The organism is Advenella mimigardefordensis DPN7, from assembly GCF_000521505.1.
GTDB lineage: Bacteria > Pseudomonadota > Gammaproteobacteria > Burkholderiales > Burkholderiaceae_B > Advenella > Advenella mimigardefordensis.
Genome location: NZ_CP003915.1, coordinates 4,447,482 through 4,472,325, shown reverse-complemented (window position 1 = coordinate 4,472,325; position 24,844 = coordinate 4,447,482). Strand labels below are relative to the sequence as shown.

Below are 24,844 nucleotides of genomic sequence, written 5' to 3'. Positions count from 1 at the left end.
TCAACGCGGATGCAGGCTACCAGTCGCAATCCAAAGCACTTACCGGCCTTTATGGCGCGACAGGCAGGGTCGGGGGGTATAGACGGATCAGACAGAAGCCGCAATAGACAGGCGTGAGACGCGCGGCACGTGGCACACAGTCCAGGGGCTCTTATACGCTGGCCCTGAAGAAAAAAGCGAATGCCGGGAGGGGCACTCGCTTTGGTTTATCACTCGGGCAATGGCCCGTATTGGTTGGCATCAGCCGCTATCAGACAGGCAGCATCTGCTCCGAAGCGAACAATTGCTCAACGGTTTCACGGGGGCGGATCAGATAGGTCTGATCCCCATCCACCATCACTTCTGCACACCGGGGCCGGGTGTTGTACTGGCCCGACATCACAAAGCCATAGGCGCCAGCCGACTCGATTGCCAGCAAATCATTTTGCTGCAGTCGCAGTTGGCGGTCGCGGGCCAGCCAGTCGCCGCTCTCGCAGATCGGGCCGACAATGTCGTATACGCGGGACTGGGCTGTGTGGCTGGCGTCTGTGGGGCACAGAACCGGCAGCACCCCGTGCCAGGCGTCGTACAGGGTGGGGCGCAGCAGATCGTTCATGGCCGCATCCACAATCGCAAAATTCTTGCTCTCATGGTGTTTCAGGTACTGCACCCGGGTCACCAGAATGCCGGCATTGCCCACCAGCGAACGCCCGGGTTCCAGAACCAGCTGCAAATAGTCATAACCACGGCTCTCAAGCATGGCGAACACCGCGTCCAGCAGCAAGGCTGGGGCGATAGGTGTCTCGTCCTGATAACGAATACCCAGACCGCCGCCGATATCCAGGTGCTCCAGCCGAATGCCCAGGCCGGCCAGGGTATCGAGCAGATTCAGCAGGCGTTCGAGTGCGTCCAGATACGGTTCGATCTGTGTGATCTGGGATCCGATATGGCAATCTACGCCAACAATCCGGATGCCAGGCAGCACGGCAGCCCGCTGGTAAACCTCTGCGGCTATTTCAATTGCAATGCCGAATTTATTGTCCTTCAGACCGGTAGAAATATAGGGATGGGTCTTGGCATCCACGTCCGGATTAACGCGCAGAGACACCGGCGCGGTGCAGCCAAGCTGGCTTGCGATCAGGGAAATGCGTTCCAGCTCGTCGGTAGACTCTACATTAAAGCACTTAACGCCCGCCTGCAGTGCCGCTTCAATTTCCCAGTCCTGCTTGCCCACGCCAGAAAAAACGATGGTGTCGGGCCGGGCACCCGCTTTTAGGGCGCGGGCCAGCTCGCCGCCGGAAACAATGTCGAAACCGCTGCCCCATTGCGCAAATTGCTGCAACACAGCCAGATTGGAATTGGCTTTCATGCCGAAACAGACGAGTGCGTTGCGGTTTGTCAGCGGCTGCGCATAGGATTCCCAGGCCGCTTTGAGGGCAGCGCGAGAATAAACGTACAGCGGAGTGCCGAAACGTGCTGCCAGTTCGGAAACAGAAACGGACTCGGCCATGAGCTGCGCGCCGTCATAGTGAAAAAAGGGTGCACCCGCCGGGGCATTCAGTTCAGACATGATAAACAGTAGTTATTGAAACAATTAATAGGGAATGTCATACAGGGGATGTCATACGAAGATGACAGAAAATGGGTTAACAACAGATAGCATAATGGTGAACACGGGCGGCCTGTGTAGCGGGAACGTACATGCCGTCCCGCAGTCAATGCAACAGGCGCTTCAGATCGTGCAACAGGCGCTTCAGATCAGGCGATGCGCCGCGTCTATTAGACGGGCTGTGACACGCGCCCCCGCACTTGCGATCAACAATCTGACGTGACAGGTTACACGGTAACCGTCTGGCAGTGCATTGGCAGTTGGCCCTCACGGTGCAGCGGTTGCATCGGTGCTGGCGGCAGGTTTACCAGCGGCTGCGGCGTCATCGGATGCCTGCTGCTTCGCTTTTTTCTCTGCCTCGGCCTTCGCCTTGCGGGCTTTGATGCGTTCTTCGCGCTCCTGCATTTTCTGCTTTTGCTCCGGCGTGGGCAGATACAGTGGCGCTTTATAGCCGCAAGCCGTTAAACCCACACTCCCAACAAGGAGGGTTACAATGAAGGCTACAAGGCGTTTTATACTTGGCGCAGACACGGCACACCCTTTTAAATTTTTACAGAACCATATTATGACTGAATCAGAATTTCTTGCACGCGCAGACGCCATCCTGGACAAGATCCATGAACAGGCCGACAACTGGTTTGAAACGCTGGATATTGATCTGGACGCCAGCCGTAGCGGCCAGGTCCTGACTATTGTATTCAATCAGAAAACCCACGTAGTGGTCAACAGTCAGGCACCGTTACAGGAAATGTGGGTTGCAGCGCCCTCTGGCGGCTTTCATTACAAGTTCGATAACAGCAACTGGGTAGACACCCGCACAGGCACGACGCTTCAGGACAACCTGAGCAGCATTTTTTCCGAGATTATCGGCCAGCCGCTGGTGGTCGCACTTTGATCCATCAATCACTTCAAAAAATGCGCTGCGCAGCATCCTGTAGACCGCAAGTTTGGCGGTGTAATACGCTGACCAGCGTTACGATCTGATTGTCAGGAAGATCATTCGCTGTTCAGCGAACATGGTGGCTATATCAAATATTCGGTACGCGCATATTCGATGCGGGACAAGGCGTTGCAAAATAGGCATGCCTGCTGGGTAATCGAGCAACGCCTTGTCCACTCGCTTCGGCGTTCTGAACTACTGGCAGTTTGAACTGCTCATCATACTTCGTCATAAAAAACACCCCAAAGATTGGATTGATGTCCAACTTTTGGGGCGTTTTTTTGCGCGTCCATGCATGAGTCATTTTAGTATTCCTGGCTCACTGCCAGCCGTTGCCAGATCATTTATCAGCATCTGACTGCTCGCCGCTACCTCAGACCGCCTCAGACCGCCTAAAACCGTATCGGTGGCCCACCCATGGGGTTGAAGGACTCCAGGGCCTTACCGATGGCATCACCCGATTGTGAGCCGGCTGGCTTGGCCGCGTTCGGATCGCGACCGGCACCCGACACGCCGATGTTGGCCAAAGCCTTACCCAGCGGGAATTCTGAGAAGTAGAAGTTATCTCCCACCTTGGCCAGCCCTTCTGGTATGGGGCCAGGAGGGGTAACAGGTACTTTCTTGAGGGCAGTTTGCATATAGCTGAGCCAGATCGGCATGGCGGCTCCGCCCCCGGTTTCCTTGTCACCCAGCGATTTGGGCTGGTCAAAGCCCAGCCAGGAGATGCCCACCAGCTTGGGAGTAAACCCGGCAAACCAGGCATCGTAGGACTGGTTGGTGGTGCCGGTTTTGCCGCCAATGTCGCCGCGTTTCAGTGTCGCCTGGGTTCTGGCGGCAGTGCCTGATTTGGCGACGCCGCGCAGCAGATCGTTCATCACATAGGCCGTACGCGGATCCAGTACGCGGTTGGCTTCGTCGCCAGCCATCGCAGGCTGCGCTTTCATGATGACGCGTCCTGTGGAAATATCCACAACAGAGTCAATGATGTATGGATTAACACGGTAACCGCCATTGGCAAACACCGAGTAGGCGCTGGCCATTTGCAGCGGCGTGACACTGCCCGCACCCAGTGCCATGGTCAGGTATGCGCTTTTGGGTGGCTGGCGTGCCGGGTCAAAACCAAAGCGGGAGATGAACTCGCTGGCAAATTCCGGCCCCACCGTTTGCAGAATACGGATAGACACCATGTTTTTGGATTTGTACAGGCCCTGACGCATGGTCTGGCTGTAGGAGTACGAATTACCGTAGTTCTTGGGACTCCAGGGCTTGCTGCGTGTCTGCGCCGCACTCAGATGGAAAGGCTGGTCCGAGATATTGGTACCCGGCGTAACGCCGCGCTCAAGGCCTGCTGCGTACACAAAGGGTTTGAAGGTAGAACCGGGCTGACGCCAGGCCTGAGTGACACGGTTAAAGTCGCCCCGGTTGAAATCAAACCCACCGATCATCGATTCGATTGCGCCGTTTTGCGGATTCAGGGAAATGAACGCGCCTTCGACCGTCGGCATATTGATGATTGTCCAGGTGTTGTCCACTTTCTGCAGATAGATCACGGAACCACGCTGAATCCGGCGCGAAGTCGGTCCGCTATTGGTCAGAGCGCGTTTTACGTAGCCCAGAGACTTGCCGCTAAGCTCATAGATTTGCTCGGGCGTGCGCGCTGCGACGACTTTGCTGGCACTGGCCGAGAGTACAACGGCTGTTACCAGATCATCACTGTCGCGGTATTTATTGCGAATCTCTTCAAGTGCAAGATCAAACCGTTCCGTGTTGTTCTCAATGCCTGCGGGCAGGTCAACCTGGGCGGCCGGGCCGGGATAGGGTTTTCTGCGCGTGTACGACATAATGCCGTCACGCACTGCGTGATAAGCCACTTCCTGGTCCTGCGAACGGATCGTGGTGTAAACGCTCAGACCACGGCCGTATACATTGTCTTTGTAGACGTTGTACATGAGCTGCCTGGCCAGCTCCGCGACGTACTGTCCGTGACGGGCAAAGGTGGTTTCCGGCGTTTCCTGCGTATTGTCACGCAGAACGATTTTCTGAGCCAGGGCCTCCTGATGCTGCTCGGGGGTAATATAACCGAGCTTTTCCATGCGATCCAGCACGTAATGCTGGCGTGCTACCGCACGTTTCAGATTGGCGCGCGGATTAAAGCGGGAGGGGGCCTTGGGAATACCGGCCAGCAGGGCCGCTTCGGCAATACTTACTTCTGACAGCGGTTTGCCGTAGTAGGTGCGGGAGGCTGCGGCAAAACCGTAGGAACGATGCCCCAGATAGATCTGGTTCAGATACAGTTCAAGAATCTGGTCCTTGCTCAGGTTCTGCTCAATCTTATAAGTGAGCATCAGTTCGTAGAACTTCCGGATAAAGGACTTTTCCGAGGACAGGTAGAAATTTCGTGCTACCTGCATGGTAATGGTACTGGCGCCCTGCGCCTTGGCACCGGAAACCACGTTTGCAATAACCGCACGGCCTACACCAGACCAGTCAACCCCGCCGTGGTTGTAGAAGTTATCATCTTCTGCCGCCAGCAACGCATGTTTCATCACATCGGGAATTTCGTTGAAGCGCAATACATTCCGGCGCTCTTCACCGTATTCGGCCAGCAGGATTTTGTCTGCCGTGTAAACGCGCAACGGCACCCGCGGGCGATAATCGGTCATCGCCTTCAGATCCGGCAGATTCGGCCAGGTTAGCGCAACGGCCAGGGTACCCAGCAACAAACCGCAAAGCCCCAGGCCAATGCAGAATATGATGGATTGAAAAAGGAACCGGCCTATGCGCGAGCCTGCGCTCGAGCGCTGCACAGTTTTACGAGGGGAGTTGGGTTTAGGTGTACTCATCGCAGGCAATTTTAATCCCTTCTGCCGGGAAAAGCTGAAATTTTCGGCTCTTTCTGTAACTGAATTGTGCTGTGTGGTGTACATGTGCTATGTTGCAACAAATATACGACAAATACTTGAAAACATGGTGTCATTTCTTTGACAAGGGTCACCGAACCTCTGTATTTTCACGCCCCGGCGTAACCGGGAGAAAAACCTTTATACGTACATGCAGCATACAGAACAGGACAATTCCCCTGTCCGCCATACCGGGCAGGCGCCCATTTTCCTTATCGGCATGATGGGCGCCGGCAAAACAACGATCGGCCGCGGCCTGGCCCGCTCGCTGGGCCGGGAGTTTCTCGATCTGGATCACGAGCTGGAGGCGCGCTGCGGAGTCAGTATTCCAACCATCTTCGATATTGAGGGCGAAGCCGGGTTTCGGCGTCGTGAAACGCAGGTGCTGCAGGAGATCACCCTGCGTCGTGACCTGGTCCTGGCGACCGGGGGCGGCGCAGTTGTCGCGCCCGAGAATCAGGAACTGCTGCGCACACGCGGCATTGTGCTGTATCTGAAGGCGGGCAGCGACGAACTCTTTCGGCGAGTCGCAAAGGACAAAAATCGCCCGATGTTGCTGACGGCCAATCCCAAAGCGCGTATCGTTGAACTGTTAAAACAGCGCGAACCCATTTATGAGCGTCTGGCCGATTTCACGATTGAAACCAGCCATGGCTCCATCAATACGGTGCTCGACGCAATTGACCAACTATTGAAAGACTACCAACAACGAGGTTAAACAAACCGATGGCTTCGAAACCGATGGCTCCTGTTCATGTCGCCACATCTGCAGGACAATACCCTATTCATATTGCGCCGGGCCGCCTGCAACACGTCGCGGATTCCGTCCCGGCCAATGCCACTCGGCTGGTCATCATCAGCAATCCTGTCGTTGACGGGCTGTATGGCAACGCACTGCGTCAGGCCCTGGCAGACCTGAACAAACCGGTTTTTACCATCATCGTGCCCGATGGCGAATCCTTCAAGTCGCTCGACACTCTCAATACCATTTATGACCGCATGCTCAGCGAAAAACTGGACCGCCGTGCCGTCATTCTGGCATTGGGCGGCGGTGTTATCGGCGACATGGCCGGGTTTGCGGCGGCAACCTATATGCGGGGCATTCGCTATATGCAGATTCCCACCACGCTGCTGGCCCAGGTTGATTCCTCGGTGGGCGGCAAGACGGCGGTTAACCACCCGCTGGGCAAAAACATGATCGGCGCGTTCTATCAGCCGGTGAGCGTGGATATCGACATTCATGTCCTGCGCACCCTGCCTGCCCGCGAAGTGTCGGCCGGGCTGGCGGAAGTCATCAAATATGGCCTGATCCTGGATCGCGCCTTTTTTGAATGGTGCGAAAGCAATGTCGCGCAGCTGGTGGCGCTGGATGCTGACACGCTGGCTTATGCCATCGCGCGTTGCTGTGAGCTGAAGGCGCAGGTTGTCTCGGCAGACGAAAAGGAAACAGGCCTGCGCGCCATTCTGAATCTGGGCCACACCTTCGGTCATGCGATCGAGGCCGGTCTGGGTTTTGGCACCTGGCTGCATGGCGAGGCGGTTGCCTGCGGGCTGGTCCAGGCTGCCGTGCTCTCGGGCAAGCTGCTGGGCCTTTCGGCTGCCGACATCGAACGTGTGCGTGCGCTGGTGCGCGCCATTGGCTGTCCGGACATCGCACCCGATCTTGGCGAGGATAGCTGGCTGGATTTCATGCAGGGCGATAAAAAAACCGAAGGCGGCGAAATCCGTTATGTCCTTTTGCCAGCCATCGGCCAGGCAGTGGTCCAGGCCGCGCCCCTGAATCTGGTTCAGGAAACGCTCAGCGAAACAGTGGGTGACATTGCCATTGATCGCAGCGCTGTTCAGACTCGCGATATGACTGCAACACAGGCGTAAAGCATGACACAGTCCACGTTAGCGTCCTACGCGACCCATCCTGTCCACTCCAGGGGACGGCTGCATTCGGAAGAGACCGATCCTGCGCGCGACCCTTTCCAGCGGGACCGCGATCGTATCATCCATAGTGGCGCTTTTCGTCGGCTCGAATATAAAACGCAGGTCTTTGTTAATCACGAAGGTGATTTATTCCGCACGCGCCTGACCCACAGTCTGGAAGTGGCGCAAATAGCCCGTGCAGTGGCACGCAATCTGGGCTTGCACGAAGACCTGACCGAAGCCATCTCGCTTGCCCATGACCTGGGCCACACGCCGTTTGGGCATGCGGGACAGGACGCCCTGCACAAATCCATGCAAACACTGCGTCCGGGCGCAGGTGGCTTTGAGCATAACCTGCAAAGCCTGCGGGTGGTCGATGAGCTGGAGGAACGCTATGCCTCGTTCAACGGACTGAATCTCACGTTCGAAACCCGCGAGGGCATTCTCAAGCATTGCTCGCTATCGCATGCACGCCAGCTGGGTGAAGTCGGTCAGCGCTTTATCGACCGCAAGCGCCCTGGGCTGGAAGCGCAACTGGCCAATCTGGCCGATGAAATCGCCTATAACAATCACGATATTGATGATGGTCTGCGGTCCGGTCTTATCACAATTGAACAAATGCGCCAGGTGCAACTGTTTGCCACCTATCATGATGAAGTAAGTCGTCTGTTTCCCGACGTCACAGGCCGTCGGCGTATTGCCGAAATTATCCGCCGCATGATCAATGCACTCATCGTTGATCTGACGCGTACCACAAGGGATAATCTGCGCACCCATCGCATTGAAGCACGTGATGATGTCCTGGAGGCGCCTGCCTTGCTGCAGTTTTCCGATGACATGCGTACGCAGGCCGATGCGCTCAAAGCGTTTCTCATGCAGAATCTGTACCGCCACTACAAGGTGATGCGCATGGCCAATAAGGCCAGCACAATCGTGCAGTCATTGTTCAAGGCATTTATTGACGATCCCCGGCTGATGCCGGCAGACTACCGGCACGAGGACAAGAACAGGCAGGCGCGCGCCATTGCCGACTATATCGCCGGCATGACGGATCGTTATGCGATCAAGGAATACAAGCGCCTGTTTGTCGTATAAACCGAGGTACTTAACGGCAAACGAATGGTAAACGGGATTGACTGACGTTAAGAAATTTTCATAAAAACTGCATTCATTCTTTTTTCAAAAAACATCAAGAATTTTTTCAAAATAGGAACGTCGCATCTTGTTGGAAAATGATTTCGCATTTTCAATTTGATAGTCAAGCGAAATCCTATGGACAGTCCGGCCCTACCATTGCGCAGCCTCCATGCTCTGTTTGTCGACGGCAATATGCAGAGCTTGCACGGCGTGCTTGCGGCCATGCGCAGTGCTGCGTTCCGTATTACAGTTGCATTTGACGGTCTGCAGGGATACGAAAAAGCCATTACGACGCGGCCCGACGTCATTGTGTCGGAACTGCATCTGCCACGGCTGGATGGCATCCCGCTATGCCGGCGGCTCAAAGCCAATACACTCACCACAGATATTCCCGTGCTTTTCTACAGCGATCTGAATGATCCGCAAACGCGCATCCAGGCACTGGAATACGGGGCATCCGATTTCATTTCCAAGTCCCATCCGTATGATGAAGTCGTCGCGCGCATCCGTATTCATGCCGGTATCTCGCAACGCTTGCAGGGCGCACGGCAACAGAGTGCGTTAATGCCCCTGGCGCCAGACAAGGGGCTCAATACCGATACCATCGTGAGCGATGACGAAGTTGCCGTGCGCATCGTCATGCAATATGCACAGGAAAACCTGGCGGAAGACCTCAGTCTGCCCAAACTGTCGGCGCTGGTATCCATGAATAAAAAGCGTCTGAACCGCGCCTTCAACAATATTTGCGGTTGCAGTGCGTTTGAATACATTCGTGATTTACGCATGCGCACGGCAAAACACCTGCTGGCCACCACATCGTTGCGTACGCTCACCATTGCCGAAGATGTGGGGTTTTCCAATGCCGCCAATTTCGCAACGGCATTTTTGAACGTGCAGGGCATGACACCGTCGGAATACCGGCGAAAAACAAGGCAATTACGGGTTTCCGAGAGTGTGAAAAACACCAATGACGTATAAGCAATGACAGCGAACCGATATACAATTAAAAGAAAAGGAGACCTGTCTTGCTTACACGCCATGCAACCTATGCCGCAACGGTGGCGGCTACGCTCTGGGATGTGCCACAACATTACAATATCGGTGTTGACGTATGTGATAAATGGGCAGACGGTACGGGTCGTCTTGCCATCATTCACGAAAAGTCGCCCAACCACATCCAGTATTACACCTTCGACCAGTTAAAAGCCTACTCCAACCGGTTCGCACATGTGTTGCAACAGGCAGGCGTCGTGCGTGGCGATCGGGTCGGTATTTTGCTGGCACAGGGTATTGAAACGGCCATTGCGCACATTGCCTGCTACAAGCTGGGGCTTATTGCCATTCCCCTGTTTTCGCTATTCGGCTCGGATGCACTAGCCTATCGTCTGTCCAATTCCGGTGCGCGCGCCCTGGTTACCAATGCAGAAGGGGTGGCCAAACTGGCAAGCATTGAAACACCTTTGCCGCAATTGCAAACGGTTGTAGATATTGATGCCACACAGGATACTCCGGCAGCGCCCATCACGCTGGCATTCTGGCCTGCATTGCAGCAGCAGCCCGATACGTTTGAACCGGTTCCAACCCTGGCCGATGATCCTGCGGTGATTATTTACACCTCCGGCACTACCGGTAAACCCAAGGGTGCACTGCATGCGCACCGGGTTCTGCTCGGACATTTGCCCGGCGTTGAAATGTCCCACAATTTCTTTCCCGATCATGCCAAAGTCATGTGGACCCCGGCAGACTGGGCGTGGATTGGCGGTCTTTTTGATGTCCTGATGCCGTCATTGCATCACGGTATCCCCGTGCTGGCCTGCCGCTTCGCCAAATTCACTGCCGAAGCTGCTTTTGACATCATGTCGCGGCACCAGGTCACCCACACCTTCCTGCCGCCAACGGCACTCAAAATGTTGCGTCGGCTGGAAAATCCGCGAGACCGCTGGCCGCTGGCGCTGCACTCCATTGCCAGCGGCGGCGAAAGCCTGGGGCTGGAACTCATCGACTGGGGCCGGCGCAATCTGGACATTACCATCAATGAGTTTTACGGGCAGACCGAATGCAATATGCTGGTGTCGTCCTGCGCCGACTTGTTCGAACCCAAAATAGGCAGTATGGGCAAGGCTGTGCCTGGCCACGATATACAGATTGTTAATGATCAGGGCGATATCCTGCCCGATGGTGCAGAAGGCAATATCGGCGTCAGGCGTCCCGATCCGGTTATGTTCCTGAGCTACTGGAATAACCCAGAGGCCACGCAGGAAAAATTCGCCGGCGACTTTCTGGTAACGGGCGATGTGGGCGTACGCGATGAAGAGGGCTTTTTCCGTTTTGTCGGCCGCAATGACGACGTGATCACCAGCGCGGGTTATCGCATTGGTCCCGGCCCCATCGAAGATTGCATTCTGGGTCATCCGCAGGTCAGTATGGTTGCCGTGGTGGGTTTGCCCGATGATGAACGGACCGAAGCGGTTACTGCGTTTGTTGTTCTGAATGAAGGCGTAGAGCCATCGGACGCGCTGAAAAAAGATATCCAGGAACACGTCAAAACGCGCGTGGCAGCGCATGAATATCCACGCCGCGTTTATTTTGTCGACGCGCTGCCCATGACCACCACCGGAAAAATCATTCGCAAGGAACTGCGCAACTACACCGAGACTGCCGGGTAATCACAAACGGGGCTGCTCAAACCTTCTCTCTTTCCAGCAACGGCTTCAGATAACGTCCGGTATGGCTCTTCGGGCTGGCAGCAATATCGGCCGGCGTCCCGGTCGCGACGACCTGTCCGCCACCCTGGCCGCCTTCGGGGCCCATATCAATAATCCAGTCGGCAGTCTTGATCACATCCAGATTGTGTTCAATCACCACAACTGTATTACCCGCATCAACCAGCTGGTTGATCACCGTGAGCAATAGCGCAATATCGGCAAAGTGCAGACCGGTGGTGGGTTCGTCCAGAATATACATGGTCTTGCCGGTGCTGCGCTTGGACAACTCCAGAGACAGCTTGATCCGCTGCGCCTCTCCACCCGAGAGCGTGGTGGCAGACTGGCCCAGCCGAATATAGCTCAGACCTACATCCATCAGCGTCTGCAACTTGCGGTTGATCACCGGCACCGCACTGAAATATTCCAGCGCCTGTTCCACTGTCAGGTCCAGCACATCACTGATGGTGCGACCACGGTAGCGGATCTCCAGCGTTTCACGGTTATAGCGTTTGCCATGGCACGTATCACAAGGGACATACATATCCGGCAGGAAGTGCATTTCAACCTTGATAACGCCGTCGCCCTGGCAGCTCTCGCATCGGCCACCCTTCACGTTGAAGGAAAACCGCCCGGGATCATAGCCACGGGTGCGGGCTTCCGGCGTACCGGCAAACAGCTCGCGGATAGGTGTAAACAGCCCGGTATACGTGGCCGGGTTACTGCGGGGCGTCCGTCCGATAGGGCTCTGATCCACATTGATGATCTTGTCAAAGTGATCCAGTCCGTCCACTGACGTATACGGCGCCGGCTCGGTTTGGGCGCGGTGCAGTTCGTGCGCCATCAGCGTTGCCAGTGTGTCGTTGATCAGGGTGGATTTACCGGAACCGGACACACCGGTGACGCACACCAGCTTGCCTGCAGGCACGCGCAGATCAACCTTTTTCAGATTGTTGCCGGAGCAACCATTGATCTGCAGCCACACCTGTTCCTTATCCAGCATGCGCGGCTTATGTGCCTGAATGCGCAGACGTCCGCTCAGGTAGGCTCCGGTCAGCGATGCATCATCATTGGCAATCTGATCCGGCGTACCCGAGGCAATAACCTGGCCGCCATGCTCGCCTGCGCCCGGTCCCATATCTACCACCCAGTCTGCCGAACGGATCATGTCTTCATCATGCTCGACCACAATCACGCTGTTGCCCAGGTCACGCAAATGCGCCAGGGTCTGGATCAGCCGGTCATTATCGCGCTGGTGCAGGCCGATAGAGGGCTCGTCCAGCACGTACATAACGCCGGTCAGCCCCGATCCGATCTGGCTGGCCAGCCGGATACGCTGGGCCTCACCGCCGGAAATGGTGTCGGCACTGCGGTCCAGCGACAGGTAATTAAGGCCCACATTGTTCAGAAACTCAAGCCTGGCGCGTATTTCCCGCACAATCCTGTCGGCAATTTCCTGTTTGGATCCGGTCAGGTTCAGATTTTCGAACCAGTGCAGGCATTCGGACAGCGCCATCGCCTCCACTTCAAAAATCGCCATCCCTAAGCGCGAGCCGCCGCGTGATTCGTTACCGATCAGCACATGCCGGGCATCTTCACGCAAACGTGAACCGCCACAGTCGGGGCAGACCTGCAGGCTGCGGTACTTGCCCAGCTCTTCACGCACCGTATTGGAGTCGGTTTCCTTCCAGCGTCGCTCCAGATTGGGAATAATCCCCTCGAAAGCGTGCTTTTTGACCGAACCGCGACCCTTATCGTTCAGGTACACAAATGAAATTTCTTCATCGCCCGAGCCGTACAACACTGTTTTCTGGATAGCTGGCGGCAGTTCTTCGAAGGGCGTATCCATATCGAATTCGTAATGCGCTGCCAGACTGGTTAACAGTGAATGCGTAAATGCATTGCGCTTGTCCCAGCCCTTGATCGCACCGCTGGACAGGCTCAGGGTAGGGAAGGCGACCACCCGTTTCGGATCAAAGAACCAGGTATGCCCCAGGCCATCGCAGGTCGGACAGGCGCCCACCGGGTTGTTAAAACTGAACAGGCGCGGCTCCAGCTCGGCCAGAGCGTGATTACAGATCGGGCAGGCATAGCGAATGGAAAACGGCTGTTCGCGGTCATTGTCCATATCCAGCACCAGCACGCGGCCGTCTGCCAGCTTAAGCGCCGTTTCGATACTTTCGGCCAGGCGCTGCTTGCTTTCTTCGCGCACCCGCAGGCGGTCAATGACCACATCAATCGAATGCTTTTCGTTTTTGTTCAGAACCGGTGCAGGCTCCAGCTCGGTCATCTGGCCGTCAATGCGCACCCGTACAAAGCCCTGGGCCTGCAACTGGGCAAAATCGTCTTCATAGCTGCCCTTGCGTTCATGGGCGATGGGGGCCAGAATGGCAATGCGGGTATCGGCGGTCATGGCCAGAATATGGTCCACCATATGCGCCACAGACTGCGCCTGCAGGGGTTCGCCATGGACGGGGCAGTAGGGCGTGCCCACTCGTGCGTACAACAGCCGCAGGTAGTCGTGAATCTCGGTAATCGTCCCCACAGTAGAGCGGGGATTATGACCGGCGGCTTTCTGTTCAATGGAAATGGCTGGCGAGAGTCCCTCTATCAGGTCTACGTCAGGTTTATCCATCAATTGCAGGAACTGCCGGGCATAGGCCGACAGGCTTTCCACATAGCGGCGCTGCCCTTCTGCGTACAATGTGTCAAAGGCAAGGGAAGACTTGCCCGAACCAGACAGGCCGGTTAGCACCACCAGTTTATGACGGGGGAGGTCAAGCGACACATTTTTTAAATTATGCGTACGGGCACCGCGAATGCGGATAGCATCCATGAAATTATCTTTTCCTGTTGAACGAACTGGGTTTTTCTCGGACTAATCCATTACTATAACGCAGGTGTCAACACCAGTTATACCTTCCCCCCACTTTGTCTTTTTATTTGCTGAATGAATTCCGCTGCGCCAAGTCAACCCGTTCAGGCAGAGAGTGCCAAACCGGCTAAACTGAAACTTACGCCTACAGAACGCCGTGCCAGCACGACGCTGGCGCTATTGTTTGCGGTCCGCATGCTGGGCCTGTTCCTGCTCACCCCGGTTTTTGCCGATGCGGCCAAAACCCTGACGGGCGGCAGCAACGCGGCCCTGGTGGGGGCAGCAATTGGTGCCTATGGCCTCACGCAGGCGATTCTGCAGATTCCACTGGGCATGGCGTCCGACCGCTTTGGACGCCGCCCGGTCATTATTGGTGGAATGGTGCTGTTTATTATCGGTGGCATCATTTGCGCCCTGAGCGATTCGGTCACTGGCGTGGTCGTTGGTCGCTCTATTCAGGGCTTGGGGGCCATTTCCGCAGCCATTACCGCCTGGGTGGCAGACGCAACCCGCCCGGAAGTACGTACCCGTGCCATGGCGATGGTGGGCGGCTCCATAGGCATTTCCTTTGCCCTGGCACTGGTGCTGTCGCCCCTGCTGGTTGAAATCGGCGGCCTGTCAGGCCTGTTCTGGGTTATTTCCCTGCTGGGTTTTGTCAGCCTGCTGCTGGCCACCTTCATTGTGCCGGTGGTGCCCCTGCAGGTGCCGGCGATACAGTCGCGTCCGCGTGATGTCCTGAGAAACGGTGACCTTTTGCGCCTGAATTTTGGCGTGTTTTGCCTGCACTGTATCCTGATGTCCATTTTCGTGGTGGCGCCGCCGCTGCTGATCGGGCTGGGCGGCTTTACCACCGGCACGCTCTGGAAAGTCTATCTGCCCGTGATTCTGGCCTCCTTCGTGGCTATGGTACCGGTCGTTTTCTACACCGAAACCCGGCATGTGCACAAGCAAAGCCTGGAGTGGAGCGTGGCCGGCCTGGCCATTGTCATGGCCATCATGGCTTTTGCGACCCAATCGTTTACCGCCATTGTCATACTCTTCGTGGGTTACTTCGTGGCATTCAATATTCTGGAAGCCTTGCAGCCGTCGCTGGTATCGCGCGTTGCCCCGGCAGAGCACAAGGGCCTGGCTCTGGGGTTCTATAATATGTCTCAGGCGCTGGGTGTGGCGGCAGGGGGCGCCGTAGGCGGTCTGCTGGCCCGTTACACAAGCATATCGGCCGTTTTCCTCATGGGCGCGGCCCTGGCTGCCATCTGGTTCTTTACCGCCAGAAGCTTCAAATCACCTACGTAAAGCCTGCGGTGGCTATAATTAGCCAATTGTGCAAGCAGGTAATGACAGTTAACATACTGTCCGAATTACCACCTACAGTCAGGATTTAACCATGGCATCAGTCAATAAAGTCATACTCGTCGGCAATCTGGGACGCGACCCGGAAGTGCGCTACTCTCCGGACGGCGCCGCTATCTGCAACGTCTCCATTGCCACTACTTCAAACTGGAAAGACAGGAACTCCGGCGAGCGCCGTGAAGAGACCGAATGGCATCGCGTGGTGTTCTACAACCGCCTGGCGGAAATCGCCGGTGAATATCTAAAAAAAGGCCGCTCGGTGTATGTCGAAGGCCGTCTGAAGACCCGCAAATGGCAGGACAAGGATACCGGTGCAGATCGTTATTCAACTGAAATCGTCGCCGACCAGATGCAAATGCTGGGTGGTCGTGAGAGTACCGGCGGTATGGATGACGGCGGTTTTGGTGGCGATGACGGTTATTCATCTGCACCACGTCAGGCGCCTCAGCGTCAGGCCCCGCAACAGCAGCAACGTCCGGCGCAAAAACCTGCGGCCAATATCATGGATATGGACGACGATATTCCGTTTTGAACGGGCGCCTTCTCTGTTTTGCAAACAAAACCCCTGTCAATAGTCTTGCAGGGGTTTTTGTTATTGTGGTTATGGCTTCAATATATTTGAAGACGGATACGAGTAGACGATATTGTCACAATCTGTGGACTGGCAACTATCGCAATGGGCAGAGACGTCGGGGGAAATGGTGAAGAATGACGAACCGGCCGTCTACGTATACACAGGATGGCCATACGTAAAATAGATGCAGAGCCAGGAGAGGTCGGCATGATGACCGGATAATGCTCCTGGTCGCCAACATAAGGCATATTCTACTGGTGCATCTGCCGGATGTGCAAGCGCTCGCTTATGCATAAAACGATGGTAGTCGCGTAATGAATTGCGCCGCCGGTTATCACGAAAGGACAATTTGAATCAAACACGGATGGCAGCCACCAACGAAAAAATCAAAATAATGGTGCTGTGCTGAAGGGCAGTGCAGACGGTAAAAGGGCCCGACCGAAGCCGGGCCCTGCCTGATAAGGAGGATACGATGCGCAATATCGTATTACAACTTATCCTGATCGGTATAGTGCTGGCGTTGCTCATGTTTAGCACTCCAGCTTACTAATCAGGGATCGGTGGGCTCGCCCCCACCGATTTCAGGTTTTAATTTACTTAATCGTGCTATGCATGTCAACCTCGTATTTTCCGAGGGTATCCATAGGCCGGTAAGCACGACATTACTTCAGTGCCACCATGACGCTCAATCGCATAGGAATAGCCCGATGATCCGGCTACACCCTGCGAAAACTCCTCGGATAAGCCGTCACAAGCCCATCCTCATTCACCCCTAACCGTGCAACAACGTTTCTACCGCTTTGGCGATAGCCAGAACAGTATGATCCTGCCCACCGGCCGCCGCGATACTCACCCCTACAGGCGCTGTCCCTGGTGCATGGCAGGGGACTGATACCGCGCAGCCGTCCAGGAAATTGATGAAGGTGGGATTACGCAGCAGCAGCAAATTGGTTTTGTGATAAACCTCTTCATCCTGCAACTCGGCAATCGTGGGGGCGATGACCGGTACGGTAGGCATGATCATGGCATCGTAATCGGCCAATTGCAGTTGCAATTGCTGGATCCACGCTTTCCTGCGCTGCAACAGGTCTATATAATCGGCGGCGCTGATCTGCTTGCCGCGCAGTATGCGTGACACCACCCGTGGATCATAGGCATCGGCCTTGTCTGCGATCAATTGACGATGCCATGCCCAGGCTTCAGCAGCAATGAATCCGCCCTGGGCGTTAATGCCAGGCAACTGGTCAAATGATGGCACGGCCTGTTCCACAATGATGGCGCCTGCTGCCGACAGTTGCGAGAGCACCTGTGCATAGCTTGCAGCAACATGATCATCGGCACCATCCAGTACGGCGTTGCGGGGGAACAGAAGGCGCAGGCCCTTGAGCGATTTAGGCGCTATCGGCGTGTAGGCTTCACCGGTCATGATGGCGTCCAGTATCGCGCAGCATTCTACACTGGCAGCCAACGGGCCGATGGAATCCAGCGTGGTAGACAGTGGCAACACACCTTCCTGCGGAACCCGGCGCGCAGTCGGTTTGAAGCCGGTCAGGCCGCAAAGAGCAGAGGGAATACGCACAGAACCGCCGGTATCCGAACCGATAGCAGCCACGGCCATGCCGTCTGTGACCGAGATGGCCGCTCCCGACGATGATCCGCCCGGGATGCGTCCTTCACCAACGTTACGTTCCCACGGATTGCGCGGTGTCCCGTAATGAGGATTCAGACCCAGACCAGAGTAGGCAAATTCGGTCATATTGGTGGTGCCTGTAATAACAGCACCGGCGTTGATCAGCCTTTGTACCACCGTGGCGTTGTGGGGCGCAGCTGGCGCGTCGCCCAGCACGACCGATCCGGCCTGTGTGGGTTTGCCCTGGATATCGAACAGGTCTTTGACCGACACGGGCAGACCGTCAATCACTGAACGCCGCAAGCCCGCCTGGCGCAGGGTATCGGCTGCCTGTGCTGCGGCCAGCGCCTGCTCCTGGAAGAGCCGGGTATATACTTTGGCGCCTTCACCATTGCTGGCGCGTGAGAGGGCTTGTTGTGTCAACTGGACCGAGGTCGTTGAGCCGGTATCGAGCGCGTGCGACAGCGCGTTCAGGGTGGGTAAAGCAGAATGATTCATGAGACAACCGTTAATAGCAAATGAAATTGACGGGGACACCTGCGATATAAGCGGATTCAGGCCACCACAGGCAGTGTTTCAACGTGGTAGGTGTGCTGCAGGCTACGGTTTTTGATTGGGTCGTGCAACTCCATGACAAATGTATTGGATGCGCGAATGCCGCCAATTGCCCCAACCGTGCCACAAATCATACCGTGTCCTGCGGGCAGGATGTGCTGGTTACCGGTATAGCCTTTGATCAGTTCCTGCGGCAGACGCAGGCTGTCCAGCGTACCTTCCTGATACAGCACTTTCTGGCCGCCTTCCTCGATCCAGGAGCGGATAACCAACTGGTCCCAATGCTCAATGAGCTCGTCAAAGCGCCATGCAGAAGTGGCTATCGGTTTGACGCAAATTTGTTTGGATTCGGCCACGCCATAGGCTTCCAGTTTACGATCCGTGTGATCAGCAGCCAGGCTGACATACATTGTGCCATCCACTGTAAACACAAAAACTTCAACTTCGCCGGAAGATTCGGTTCCCAGCGCCTGAATATGGCTTGCCTGAGTTAATTGATTATTGGCGACGCGGTAATACAGCGGAACCGTGCTGGGACGAGGCACACCAAGGGCAGCCAACTCTTCTATGTGGTGTTCGATGGCCTGGACATCGCGCCCGGCCCAGCCCGCAACGATCAGCGTGTTGATGTCTGCTACAACGGTTGCCGCGGGTTCCTGGGCAAGTGAGAATTCAAGTTTCATAGTCATACTCTTGATAAACAGATAGGGGAACAGGCACGTGTGATAGGGCGCACATGCCTGTGAAATGAAGGAGGCAGCTCAGCGCTTTTTGATAAAAGCGACAACCAGAATGGACGCCAGAATTTCCAGCGCGGCCACGAAATACAATCCGGAGGACAGCGAACCGGTACTGGTTTTCAATGAACCAATCATGTATGGCGCGACAAACCCGGCCAGGTTGCCGATGGAGTTGATCAATGCGATGCCACCGGCTGCCGCGGTGCCTGCCAGAAAGGCAGACGGAATAGACCAGAACACCGGAAAGGCGGCCAGGATACCAATAGAGGCAACGGTAAGGGCGATCAATGCGAAGGTGGCATTGTGCAGCAGCATACCGGTGGCGGTCAGGCCCAGGCAGGCGATCAGCGTGGCAACCGCGCAATGCAGGCGGCGTTCGCCGGTTTTATCCGAGTGAGCGCCATTCCAGATCATTGCAATGGTGCCGGCAATGAAAGGAATCGCGGACAGTACGCCAATCATCAAGTCGTTGTTGACGCCGATATCTTTAATAATGGACGGTGTCCAGAAGGCGATCGTCGCGTTGCCACTAACGATGCAGAAGTACACGGCAGCGCAAAGCCAGATGCCGTAGTTGCGGTAGGCGTCTTTGAAAGACAGGTGTTTATTGCCTGTCTGACTGTTTTCAAGCTCCAGGGCTCGCGTGACTGCCTGCTGCTCCTCTGATGTCAGCCATTTAGCGTTCACGGGTTTTTCGGGCAGATACCGGAGCACAAACAACCCTGCAATGACAGATGGAATACCTTCAATAACGAACAGCCACTGCCAGTTGGCCAGATGGCCCACACCCTGCATGCCGTTCAGAATCAGGCCAGCCAACGGTCCGCCAATGACACCGGCCAGAGCGAACGAGGTCATGAACAGTCCGTTAACGCGCGCGCGGTATTCCGCCGGGAACCAGTAGGTCAGATAGAGTACAACACCAGGGAAGAAACCGGCCTCAAACACCCCCAGAAGAAAGCGCATAATATAGAACTGCGTGGGGGTGGTGACATAGGCCATGGCAATGGAAGCGGCACCCCACAAGATCGTGATGCGGGCCAGCGTTTTGCGTGCGCCGATTTTCTCCAGCAGCAGGTTGCTGGGTACTTCGAAGAGAAAATAGCCGATAAAAAAGATCCCGGCGCCAAGCCCGTACACGGCTTCGCTAAATTCCAGGTCCTGCAGCATGTGTAGTTTGGCAAAGCCGACGTTAACGCGGTCCAGCCAGGCCAGAATGAAGAGAAAGACCAGAAATGGGATCAGTCTCCAGGCAATTTTGCTGTATGTTGCCTTCAGTTCGTTTGCGTCGGTGCCCGGGCTGGGGCTGGTCGCAATGTTTGATTGATTCATCGTATTTTCCAACTACAGTTGCGTGTTGAATAGGGCCAGCCGGCCAAAATAGCCGGTCAGCGGTGGTGGTATGTGGCCGGGGATGATGCCCTCTGCAAGAGGCGTGGCCGGGAATAAGACGGCTTGTTGCAGTCAACATGGCGCAACGCTATGTTGTGTCAGGTCTTATATGTGGGCAGTGTAGGTAGCGCGTTTTTTACTGTCCAACAAGAAAATATGGGCAGTGGTGATTGCAAAAACTTATCGCTGTCGGGAAGGGTTTTTCTATTTAATAAAATATATATACATATCATATAGTTATGATGGTTTTTGCGAACAGCCTCAGGTGCGACGAAAACCAGGCGGCGGCTCGGTTTTGATCCCCTTCCTAGGGTAAATACCGAGGTCAGGCGTGCCGCGATGATGAGGCATCATACGGATTTGAGCCGGATTCGGAAGGATGCGTATGCCGTTCAGGTTTGCGGCGGAGCACAGGCAATACTCTGGCCCCGATTGGTTGCAAAGCCGATAGCAACCTCCTGAGCAATCATGCCGATGGTTTCAGCCAATGGATTTTCCTGATTGTGGCGGAAGGCTGCCTGCATCTCCAGTGGCGGCAAGACTGTGTCGGCACGCAGCAGCTGTAATGTCTGTGCAGCCAGCTCCTGTTGAATAATGGCCGGCGGCAGCGCCGCTACCCCGAAACCATCCCGTACCAGTCTGATCATCGTCGCCACAGAGGAAATGCCATTTAAATGCAGCGTAATATCACCTACCGTGGCAAACATTCTTTCGATCGCGGCGTAGGGTTCCGATTCACGCGCAAAGCTTACGATGGGAAACGCGGCTAGATCGGCCAGGCTGAGTACATCGTTGCCGATCTCCAGCTTCGGACTGGCTACCCAGCGCATGGGTAACTGACCCAGGGCAATGGTATCGACCAGAGACACGTGAACGGCATTGCCCTGCAATACCAGATCCAGGTCCCCTTTGTTGAGCTTTTCGGTGAGATGAACGGTGGTATCACTGGCAATTTCAATGCGTACCCGTGGATACGCTTCGTGCAGGCGAGCAAGAAACTCGGGAAACCAGCTGTGGACGATGGATTCGATAACGCCAATACGAATAACGCCGGCATAAGCATGCTTATCCAGCATGTCTTCCTTCATATCGCGTAACAGCTTGACCATCCGTTCAGCATGAATCAGCGCCTTGCTACCGTCGGGCGTCAGGGAAACATCACGGGCATTTCTGTCAAACAGGCGCACGCCGAATTCCTGCTCCAGAGAGGCAATACGGCTGGAGATCGCGGCCTGCGTAGTATGCAAACGTTCCGCGGTCATACGAAAATTGCGTAGTTCCGCCAGTAATACGAAGGTTTCCAGAAATCGAATGTTCATGGGGATAATTATAGCTTGCGGGGGGATAAGAACATGTCAGGGGCTGCTGATATGCTGCTATATATAGGCTGCCCAATCACGACCACATATATATAGATATAGGAAGCAGGATCGTGGAAGAAGAGTGGCGTGTATATAGAGAGCAATGAAAAGTAAGCCAGCAGGTGGACGTGCTCCGGCGGAACATGCATCTGATAACAAATACTCGCCAGCGCGTCTGGCTGTTATGGCCGACTATTCTCAGCTGGCCTACAGGGAGGTATAGCGTCGGGATGTTCTATATATATAGGGGGGTATAAAAGCCTGCATAAAAATAGCGATGGGATGCTTTCTATATAAGAAGGATAAGAAGAAAGGAAAAAGAAAGGGCGATAGAGTGAGGAATATAGAGGGACACCCAGGTCACCCAGGATAGGCGACAGCCAAATGTGTAGAAAAAGCCTTCAAAAATGTCTGCGTGCCCCATACCGATATTGCCTCGTTGTTGCATTTATGTCTCAGAAATCCCACTTCGTCATGATGTGGTAAAAAAGAAATAAAACTGTGGCAAAAAGTCTAAAGTGAATCAAATCATGAGCTTAGGGTAATTACGGATATAAAAAAGGGGAGCGGGTTGGATTATTTTGAAAAGAGGGCTTGCCAAGGGGAGATTGGCTTGCTATAGTTTCGATCTTTCCTGCTTCACACACAACGCAGGATGCCCCGGAAAGGGTACCGCAAGAGCGGCAAATTTCCCCGGTAAATCAAGGCGTTGTGAGCATGCTTCGGTGTGTTTTGGGGGTGGGGAGTCGCAGATGGTGTGGCAAGTGGTTATGAGTGGTTTTGTTGTTTTGGGTTTTTGGTGGTTGCGCAGCAACGGCCGGGATCAAGAATAAGGAAGCCGATCAGAAAGAAGTAGAAAGTAAAAATAGTAGTTGCTTTTTATTTTTAGATGATTCATAATAGCGGACTTCGCTGTTGAGACGTGAAGCGGTTTTGCGGTAAGTTGGTAGGCTTTTTTGAAGTGAGTGAGAAAAGAAATTTTCGAGCTGTTGCAAAAAAGACTTGACAACAAAAACCAGATGCTTCATAATCTCGTTTCTCTGCTGATGACACACAACGGTGTGACGACAGAAAGAGAAAAGCGGTAACGTAGTAGTAAACGGAAGTAGTAAACGCAGTTTGGTAGTACAGAATTGAGCAGTTAAGCAGTATGCGAGTCATTCTAAAAATAGTATGAACGCCGAATGTGACAGCGCAATGTCACCGCCCAATCCAGTGGGATTGGGAAGAAATGTTCTTTAACAACTAACAGCCGATAAGTGTGGGCGCTTGGAATGAGTGCGCAACATGATCTATCCGGGGGTACCTGGTTAGGTTGTGATGCTAACAATATATATTTTAAGCGCTCACTTGAAATGAAGAAGTAAGGTTTATTAAACATAAACGTTATTTCTTTTGAGTGAAGCAGCGACCATTTACCTTTAAACAGTTAAATGGCAATTAAACAGAGATTGAACTGAAGAGTTTGATCCTGGCTCAGATTGAACGCTAGCGGGATGCCTTACACATGCAAGTCGAACGGCAGCGGGAAAGTAGCTTGCTACTTTTGCCGGCGAGTGGCGAACGGGTGAGTAATGTATCGGAACGTGCCCAGTAGCGGGGGATAACTACGCGAAAGCGTGGCTAATACCGCATACGCCCTACGGGGGAAAGGGGGGGATCTTAGGACCTCTCACTATTGGAGCGGCCGATATCGGATTAGCTAGTTGGTGAGGTAAAGGCTCACCAAGGCGACGATCCGTAGCTGGTTTGAGAGGACGACCAGCCACACTGGGACTGAGACACGGCCCAGACTCCTACGGGAGGCAGCAGTGGGGAATTTTGGACAATGGGGGAAACCCTGATCCAGCCATCCCGCGTGTGCGATGAAGGCCTTCGGGTTGTAAAGCACTTTTGTCAGGGAAGAAAAGGTTCTGGCTAATATCCGGAACTGATGACGGTACCTGAAGAATAAGCACCGGCTAACTACGTGCCAGCAGCCGCGGTAATACGTAGGGTGCAAGCGTTAATCGGAATTACTGGGCGTAAAGCGTGCGCAGGCGGTTCGGAAAGAAAGATGTGAAATCCCAGGGCTCAACCTTGGAACTGCATTTTTAACTCCCGGACTAGAGTATGTCAGAGGGGGGTGGAATTCCACGTGTAGCAGTGAAATGCGTAGATATGTGGAGGAACACCGATGGCGAAGGCAGCCCCCTGGGATAATACTGACGCTCATGCACGAAAGCGTGGGGAGCAAACAGGATTAGATACCCTGGTAGTCCACGCCCTAAACGATGTCAACTAGCTGTTGGGCCCTTCGGGGCTTAGTAGCGCAGCTAACGCGTGAAGTTGACCGCCTGGGGAGTACGGTCGCAAGATTAAAACTCAAAGGAATTGACGGGGACCCGCACAAGCGGTGGATGATGTGGATTAATTCGATGCAACGCGAAAAACCTTACCTACCCTTGACATGTCTGGAATCCTGAAGAGATTTAGGAGTGCTCGCAAGAGAACCGGAACACAGGTGCTGCATGGCTGTCGTCAGCTCGTGTCGTGAGATGTTGGGTTAAGTCCCGCAACGAGCGCAACCCTTGTCATTAGTTGCTACATTTAGTTGAGCACTCTAATGAGACTGCCGGTGACAAACCGGAGGAAGGTGGGGATGACGTCAAGTCCTCATGGCCCTTATGGGTAGGGCTTCACACGTCATACAATGGTCGGGACAGAGGGTTGCCAAGCCGCAAGGTGGAGCTAATCTCATAAACCCGATCGTAGTCCGGATTGCAGGCTGCAACTCGCCTGCATGAAGTCGGAATCGCTAGTAATCGCGGATCAGCATGTCGCGGTGAATACGTTCCCGGGTCTTGTACACACCGCCCGTCACACCATGGGAGTGGGTTTTACCAGAAGTAGTTAGCCTAACCGCAAGGGGGGCGATTACCACGGTAGGATTCATGACTGGGGTGAAGTCGTAACAAGGTAGCCGTATCGGAAGGTGCGGCTGGATCACCTCCTTTAAGAGCGAAGCGCACGAAGCGAAAGCGTCCACGCTTATCGGTTGTTAATAAGAACGAGTACAGCGGTCTGTGTACGAAGTGGGTAGATCAAACGGTTTAATGGTTCGATTGCGGCGCTTTGTAGATGGATGAACAATCAGGTTTCGCTGGAAGTTGGCTTGGCGAGTAAGTAGCGGGTTGTTTGCCTGGT

General features: G+C 54.7%; 17 protein-coding genes and 1 rRNA gene. 9 read left to right on the top strand and 9 right to left on the bottom strand.

What is annotated here, in order from left to right; all coding sequences use genetic code 11:
* Positions 1 to 250: 250 nt before the first annotated feature.
* The gene (gene lysA, locus MIM_RS20460; protein ID WP_025374624.1) at positions 251 to 1,549 is read right to left on the bottom strand and encodes a diaminopimelate decarboxylase; all 1,299 of its coding nucleotides are present in this window, start codon (positions 1,547 to 1,549) and stop codon (positions 251 to 253) included.
* 306 nt (positions 1,550 to 1,855) lie between these two features.
* Complete coding sequence (gene lptM, locus MIM_RS23080; protein ID WP_144084703.1) at positions 1,856 to 2,119, bottom strand: LPS translocon maturation chaperone LptM; 264 nt, start codon at positions 2,117 to 2,119, stop codon at positions 1,856 to 1,858.
* A gap of 34 nt (positions 2,120 to 2,153) precedes the next feature.
* Between lptM and cyaY the strand changes: the two genes are divergently transcribed.
* Positions 2,154 to 2,483: an iron donor protein CyaY gene (gene cyaY / locus MIM_RS20450; protein WP_025374623.1), complete on the top strand. Its 330-nt coding sequence runs from the start codon at positions 2,154 to 2,156 to the stop codon at positions 2,481 to 2,483.
* 133 nt (positions 2,484 to 2,616) lie between these two features.
* Here the strand turns inward: cyaY and MIM_RS20445 are convergent, their stop codons facing one another.
* Both MIM_RS20445 and MIM_RS20440 read right to left on the bottom strand, forming a co-directional pair.
* On the bottom strand, positions 2,617 to 2,832 hold the full coding sequence (locus MIM_RS20445; protein WP_025374622.1) for a hypothetical protein: 216 nt from the start codon (positions 2,830 to 2,832) through the stop codon (positions 2,617 to 2,619).
* Positions 2,833 to 2,920: 88 nt separating this feature from the next.
* Positions 2,921 to 5,371: a penicillin-binding protein 1A gene (locus tag MIM_RS20440; RefSeq protein ID WP_042071873.1), complete on the bottom strand. Its 2,451-nt coding sequence runs from the start codon at positions 5,369 to 5,371 to the stop codon at positions 2,921 to 2,923.
* A gap of 208 nt (positions 5,372 to 5,579) precedes the next feature.
* On the opposite strand from MIM_RS20440, the gene MIM_RS20435 reads away from it, so the two are divergent.
* From MIM_RS20435 to MIM_RS20415, 5 genes are all read left to right on the top strand, one after another.
* Positions 5,580 to 6,146 (top strand): shikimate kinase, encoded by a 567-nt coding sequence (locus tag MIM_RS20435; RefSeq protein WP_025374620.1) that lies wholly within the window; start codon positions 5,580 to 5,582, stop codon positions 6,144 to 6,146.
* Between the two features lie 23 nt (positions 6,147 to 6,169).
* A complete protein-coding gene (gene aroB, locus MIM_RS20430) occupies positions 6,170 to 7,303 on the top strand; it encodes a 3-dehydroquinate synthase (protein WP_025374619.1) in 1,134 nt (377 codons plus the stop codon).
* 3 nt (positions 7,304 to 7,306) lie between these two features.
* Complete coding sequence (locus MIM_RS20425; protein WP_025374618.1) at positions 7,307 to 8,437, top strand: deoxyguanosinetriphosphate triphosphohydrolase; 1,131 nt, start codon at positions 7,307 to 7,309, stop codon at positions 8,435 to 8,437.
* A 177-nt stretch (positions 8,438 to 8,614) separates the two neighbouring features.
* Positions 8,615 to 9,457, top strand: coding sequence for a response regulator transcription factor (locus tag MIM_RS20420; protein WP_025374617.1), 843 nt, complete (start codon positions 8,615 to 8,617; stop codon positions 9,455 to 9,457).
* Positions 9,458 to 9,504: 47 nt separating this feature from the next.
* A complete protein-coding gene (locus tag MIM_RS20415) occupies positions 9,505 to 11,145 on the top strand; it encodes an acyl-CoA synthetase (RefSeq protein ID WP_025374616.1) in 1,641 nt (546 codons plus the stop codon).
* A gap of 16 nt (positions 11,146 to 11,161) precedes the next feature.
* On the opposite strand, the gene uvrA is transcribed toward MIM_RS20415, so the two are convergent.
* Positions 11,162 to 14,017: an excinuclease ABC subunit UvrA gene (gene uvrA, locus MIM_RS20410; RefSeq protein ID WP_025374615.1), complete on the bottom strand. Its 2,856-nt coding sequence runs from the start codon at positions 14,015 to 14,017 to the stop codon at positions 11,162 to 11,164.
* A 114-nt stretch (positions 14,018 to 14,131) separates the two neighbouring features.
* Here uvrA and MIM_RS20405 point away from each other — a divergent pair, with 114 nt between their 5' ends.
* Both MIM_RS20405 and ssb read left to right on the top strand, forming a co-directional pair.
* Complete coding sequence (locus MIM_RS20405) at positions 14,132 to 15,349, top strand: MFS transporter (protein WP_025374614.1); 1,218 nt, start codon at positions 14,132 to 14,134, stop codon at positions 15,347 to 15,349.
* Positions 15,350 to 15,440: 91 nt separating this feature from the next.
* Positions 15,441 to 15,938 (top strand): single-stranded DNA-binding protein, encoded by a 498-nt coding sequence (gene ssb, locus MIM_RS20400; RefSeq protein WP_025374613.1) that lies wholly within the window; start codon positions 15,441 to 15,443, stop codon positions 15,936 to 15,938.
* A gap of 814 nt (positions 15,939 to 16,752) precedes the next feature.
* On the opposite strand, the gene MIM_RS20395 is transcribed toward ssb, so the two are convergent.
* The 4 genes from MIM_RS20395 to MIM_RS20380 all read right to left on the bottom strand — a co-directional run bounded on the left by MIM_RS20395 (position 16,753) and on the right by MIM_RS20380 (position 21,616).
* Positions 16,753 to 18,108 (bottom strand): amidase, encoded by a 1,356-nt coding sequence (locus MIM_RS20395; protein WP_025374612.1) that lies wholly within the window; start codon positions 18,106 to 18,108, stop codon positions 16,753 to 16,755.
* A 56-nt stretch (positions 18,109 to 18,164) separates the two neighbouring features.
* Positions 18,165 to 18,848, bottom strand: a complete 684-nt coding sequence (locus MIM_RS20390; RefSeq protein ID WP_025374611.1) for a DUF2848 domain-containing protein — start codon at positions 18,846 to 18,848, stop codon at positions 18,165 to 18,167.
* Between the two features lie 78 nt (positions 18,849 to 18,926).
* Positions 18,927 to 20,237, bottom strand: coding sequence for an MFS transporter (locus tag MIM_RS20385; RefSeq protein ID WP_025374610.1), 1,311 nt, complete (start codon positions 20,235 to 20,237; stop codon positions 18,927 to 18,929).
* A gap of 452 nt (positions 20,238 to 20,689) precedes the next feature.
* On the bottom strand, positions 20,690 to 21,616 hold the full coding sequence (locus MIM_RS20380) for a LysR family transcriptional regulator (protein WP_025374609.1): 927 nt from the start codon (positions 21,614 to 21,616) through the stop codon (positions 20,690 to 20,692).
* Positions 21,617 to 23,111: 1,495 nt separating this feature from the next.
* Between MIM_RS20380 and MIM_RS20375 the strand changes: the two genes are divergently transcribed.
* A 16S ribosomal RNA gene (locus tag MIM_RS20375) occupies positions 23,112 to 24,654 on the top strand.
* Positions 24,655 to 24,844 lie beyond the last annotated feature (190 nt).

What these genes read in the sequence shown, in the direction of transcription:
- lysA (WP_025374624.1), bottom strand. Translation starts at nt 1,549, where the DNA reads ATGTCTGAACTGAATGCCCCGGCGGGTGCACCCTTTTTTCACTATGAC.
- cyaY (WP_025374623.1), top strand. Translation starts at nt 2,154, where the DNA reads ATGACTGAATCAGAATTTCTTGCACGCGCAGACGCCATCCTGGACAAG.
- MIM_RS20445 (WP_025374622.1), bottom strand. Translation starts at nt 2,832, where the DNA reads ATGACTCATGCATGGACGCGCAAAAAAACGCCCCAAAAGTTGGACATC.
- MIM_RS20440 (WP_042071873.1), bottom strand. Translation starts at nt 5,371, where the DNA reads ATGAGTACACCTAAACCCAACTCCCCTCGTAAAACTGTGCAGCGCTCG.
- MIM_RS20435 (WP_025374620.1), top strand. Translation starts at nt 5,580, where the DNA reads ATGCAGCATACAGAACAGGACAATTCCCCTGTCCGCCATACCGGGCAG.
- aroB (WP_025374619.1), top strand. Translation starts at nt 6,170, where the DNA reads ATGGCTCCTGTTCATGTCGCCACATCTGCAGGACAATACCCTATTCAT.
- MIM_RS20425 (WP_025374618.1), top strand. Translation starts at nt 7,307, where the DNA reads ATGACACAGTCCACGTTAGCGTCCTACGCGACCCATCCTGTCCACTCC.
- MIM_RS20420 (WP_025374617.1), top strand. Translation starts at nt 8,615, where the DNA reads ATGGACAGTCCGGCCCTACCATTGCGCAGCCTCCATGCTCTGTTTGTC.
- uvrA (WP_025374615.1), bottom strand. Translation starts at nt 14,017, where the DNA reads ATGGATGCTATCCGCATTCGCGGTGCCCGTACGCATAATTTAAAAAAT.
- MIM_RS20405 (WP_025374614.1), top strand. Translation starts at nt 14,132, where the DNA reads ATGAATTCCGCTGCGCCAAGTCAACCCGTTCAGGCAGAGAGTGCCAAA.
- ssb (WP_025374613.1), top strand. Translation starts at nt 15,441, where the DNA reads ATGGCATCAGTCAATAAAGTCATACTCGTCGGCAATCTGGGACGCGAC.
- MIM_RS20395 (WP_025374612.1), bottom strand. Translation starts at nt 18,108, where the DNA reads ATGAATCATTCTGCTTTACCCACCCTGAACGCGCTGTCGCACGCGCTC.
- MIM_RS20390 (WP_025374611.1), bottom strand. Translation starts at nt 18,848, where the DNA reads ATGAAACTTGAATTCTCACTTGCCCAGGAACCCGCGGCAACCGTTGTA.
- MIM_RS20385 (WP_025374610.1), bottom strand. Translation starts at nt 20,237, where the DNA reads ATGAATCAATCAAACATTGCGACCAGCCCCAGCCCGGGCACCGACGCA.
- MIM_RS20380 (WP_025374609.1), bottom strand. Translation starts at nt 21,616, where the DNA reads ATGAACATTCGATTTCTGGAAACCTTCGTATTACTGGCGGAACTACGC.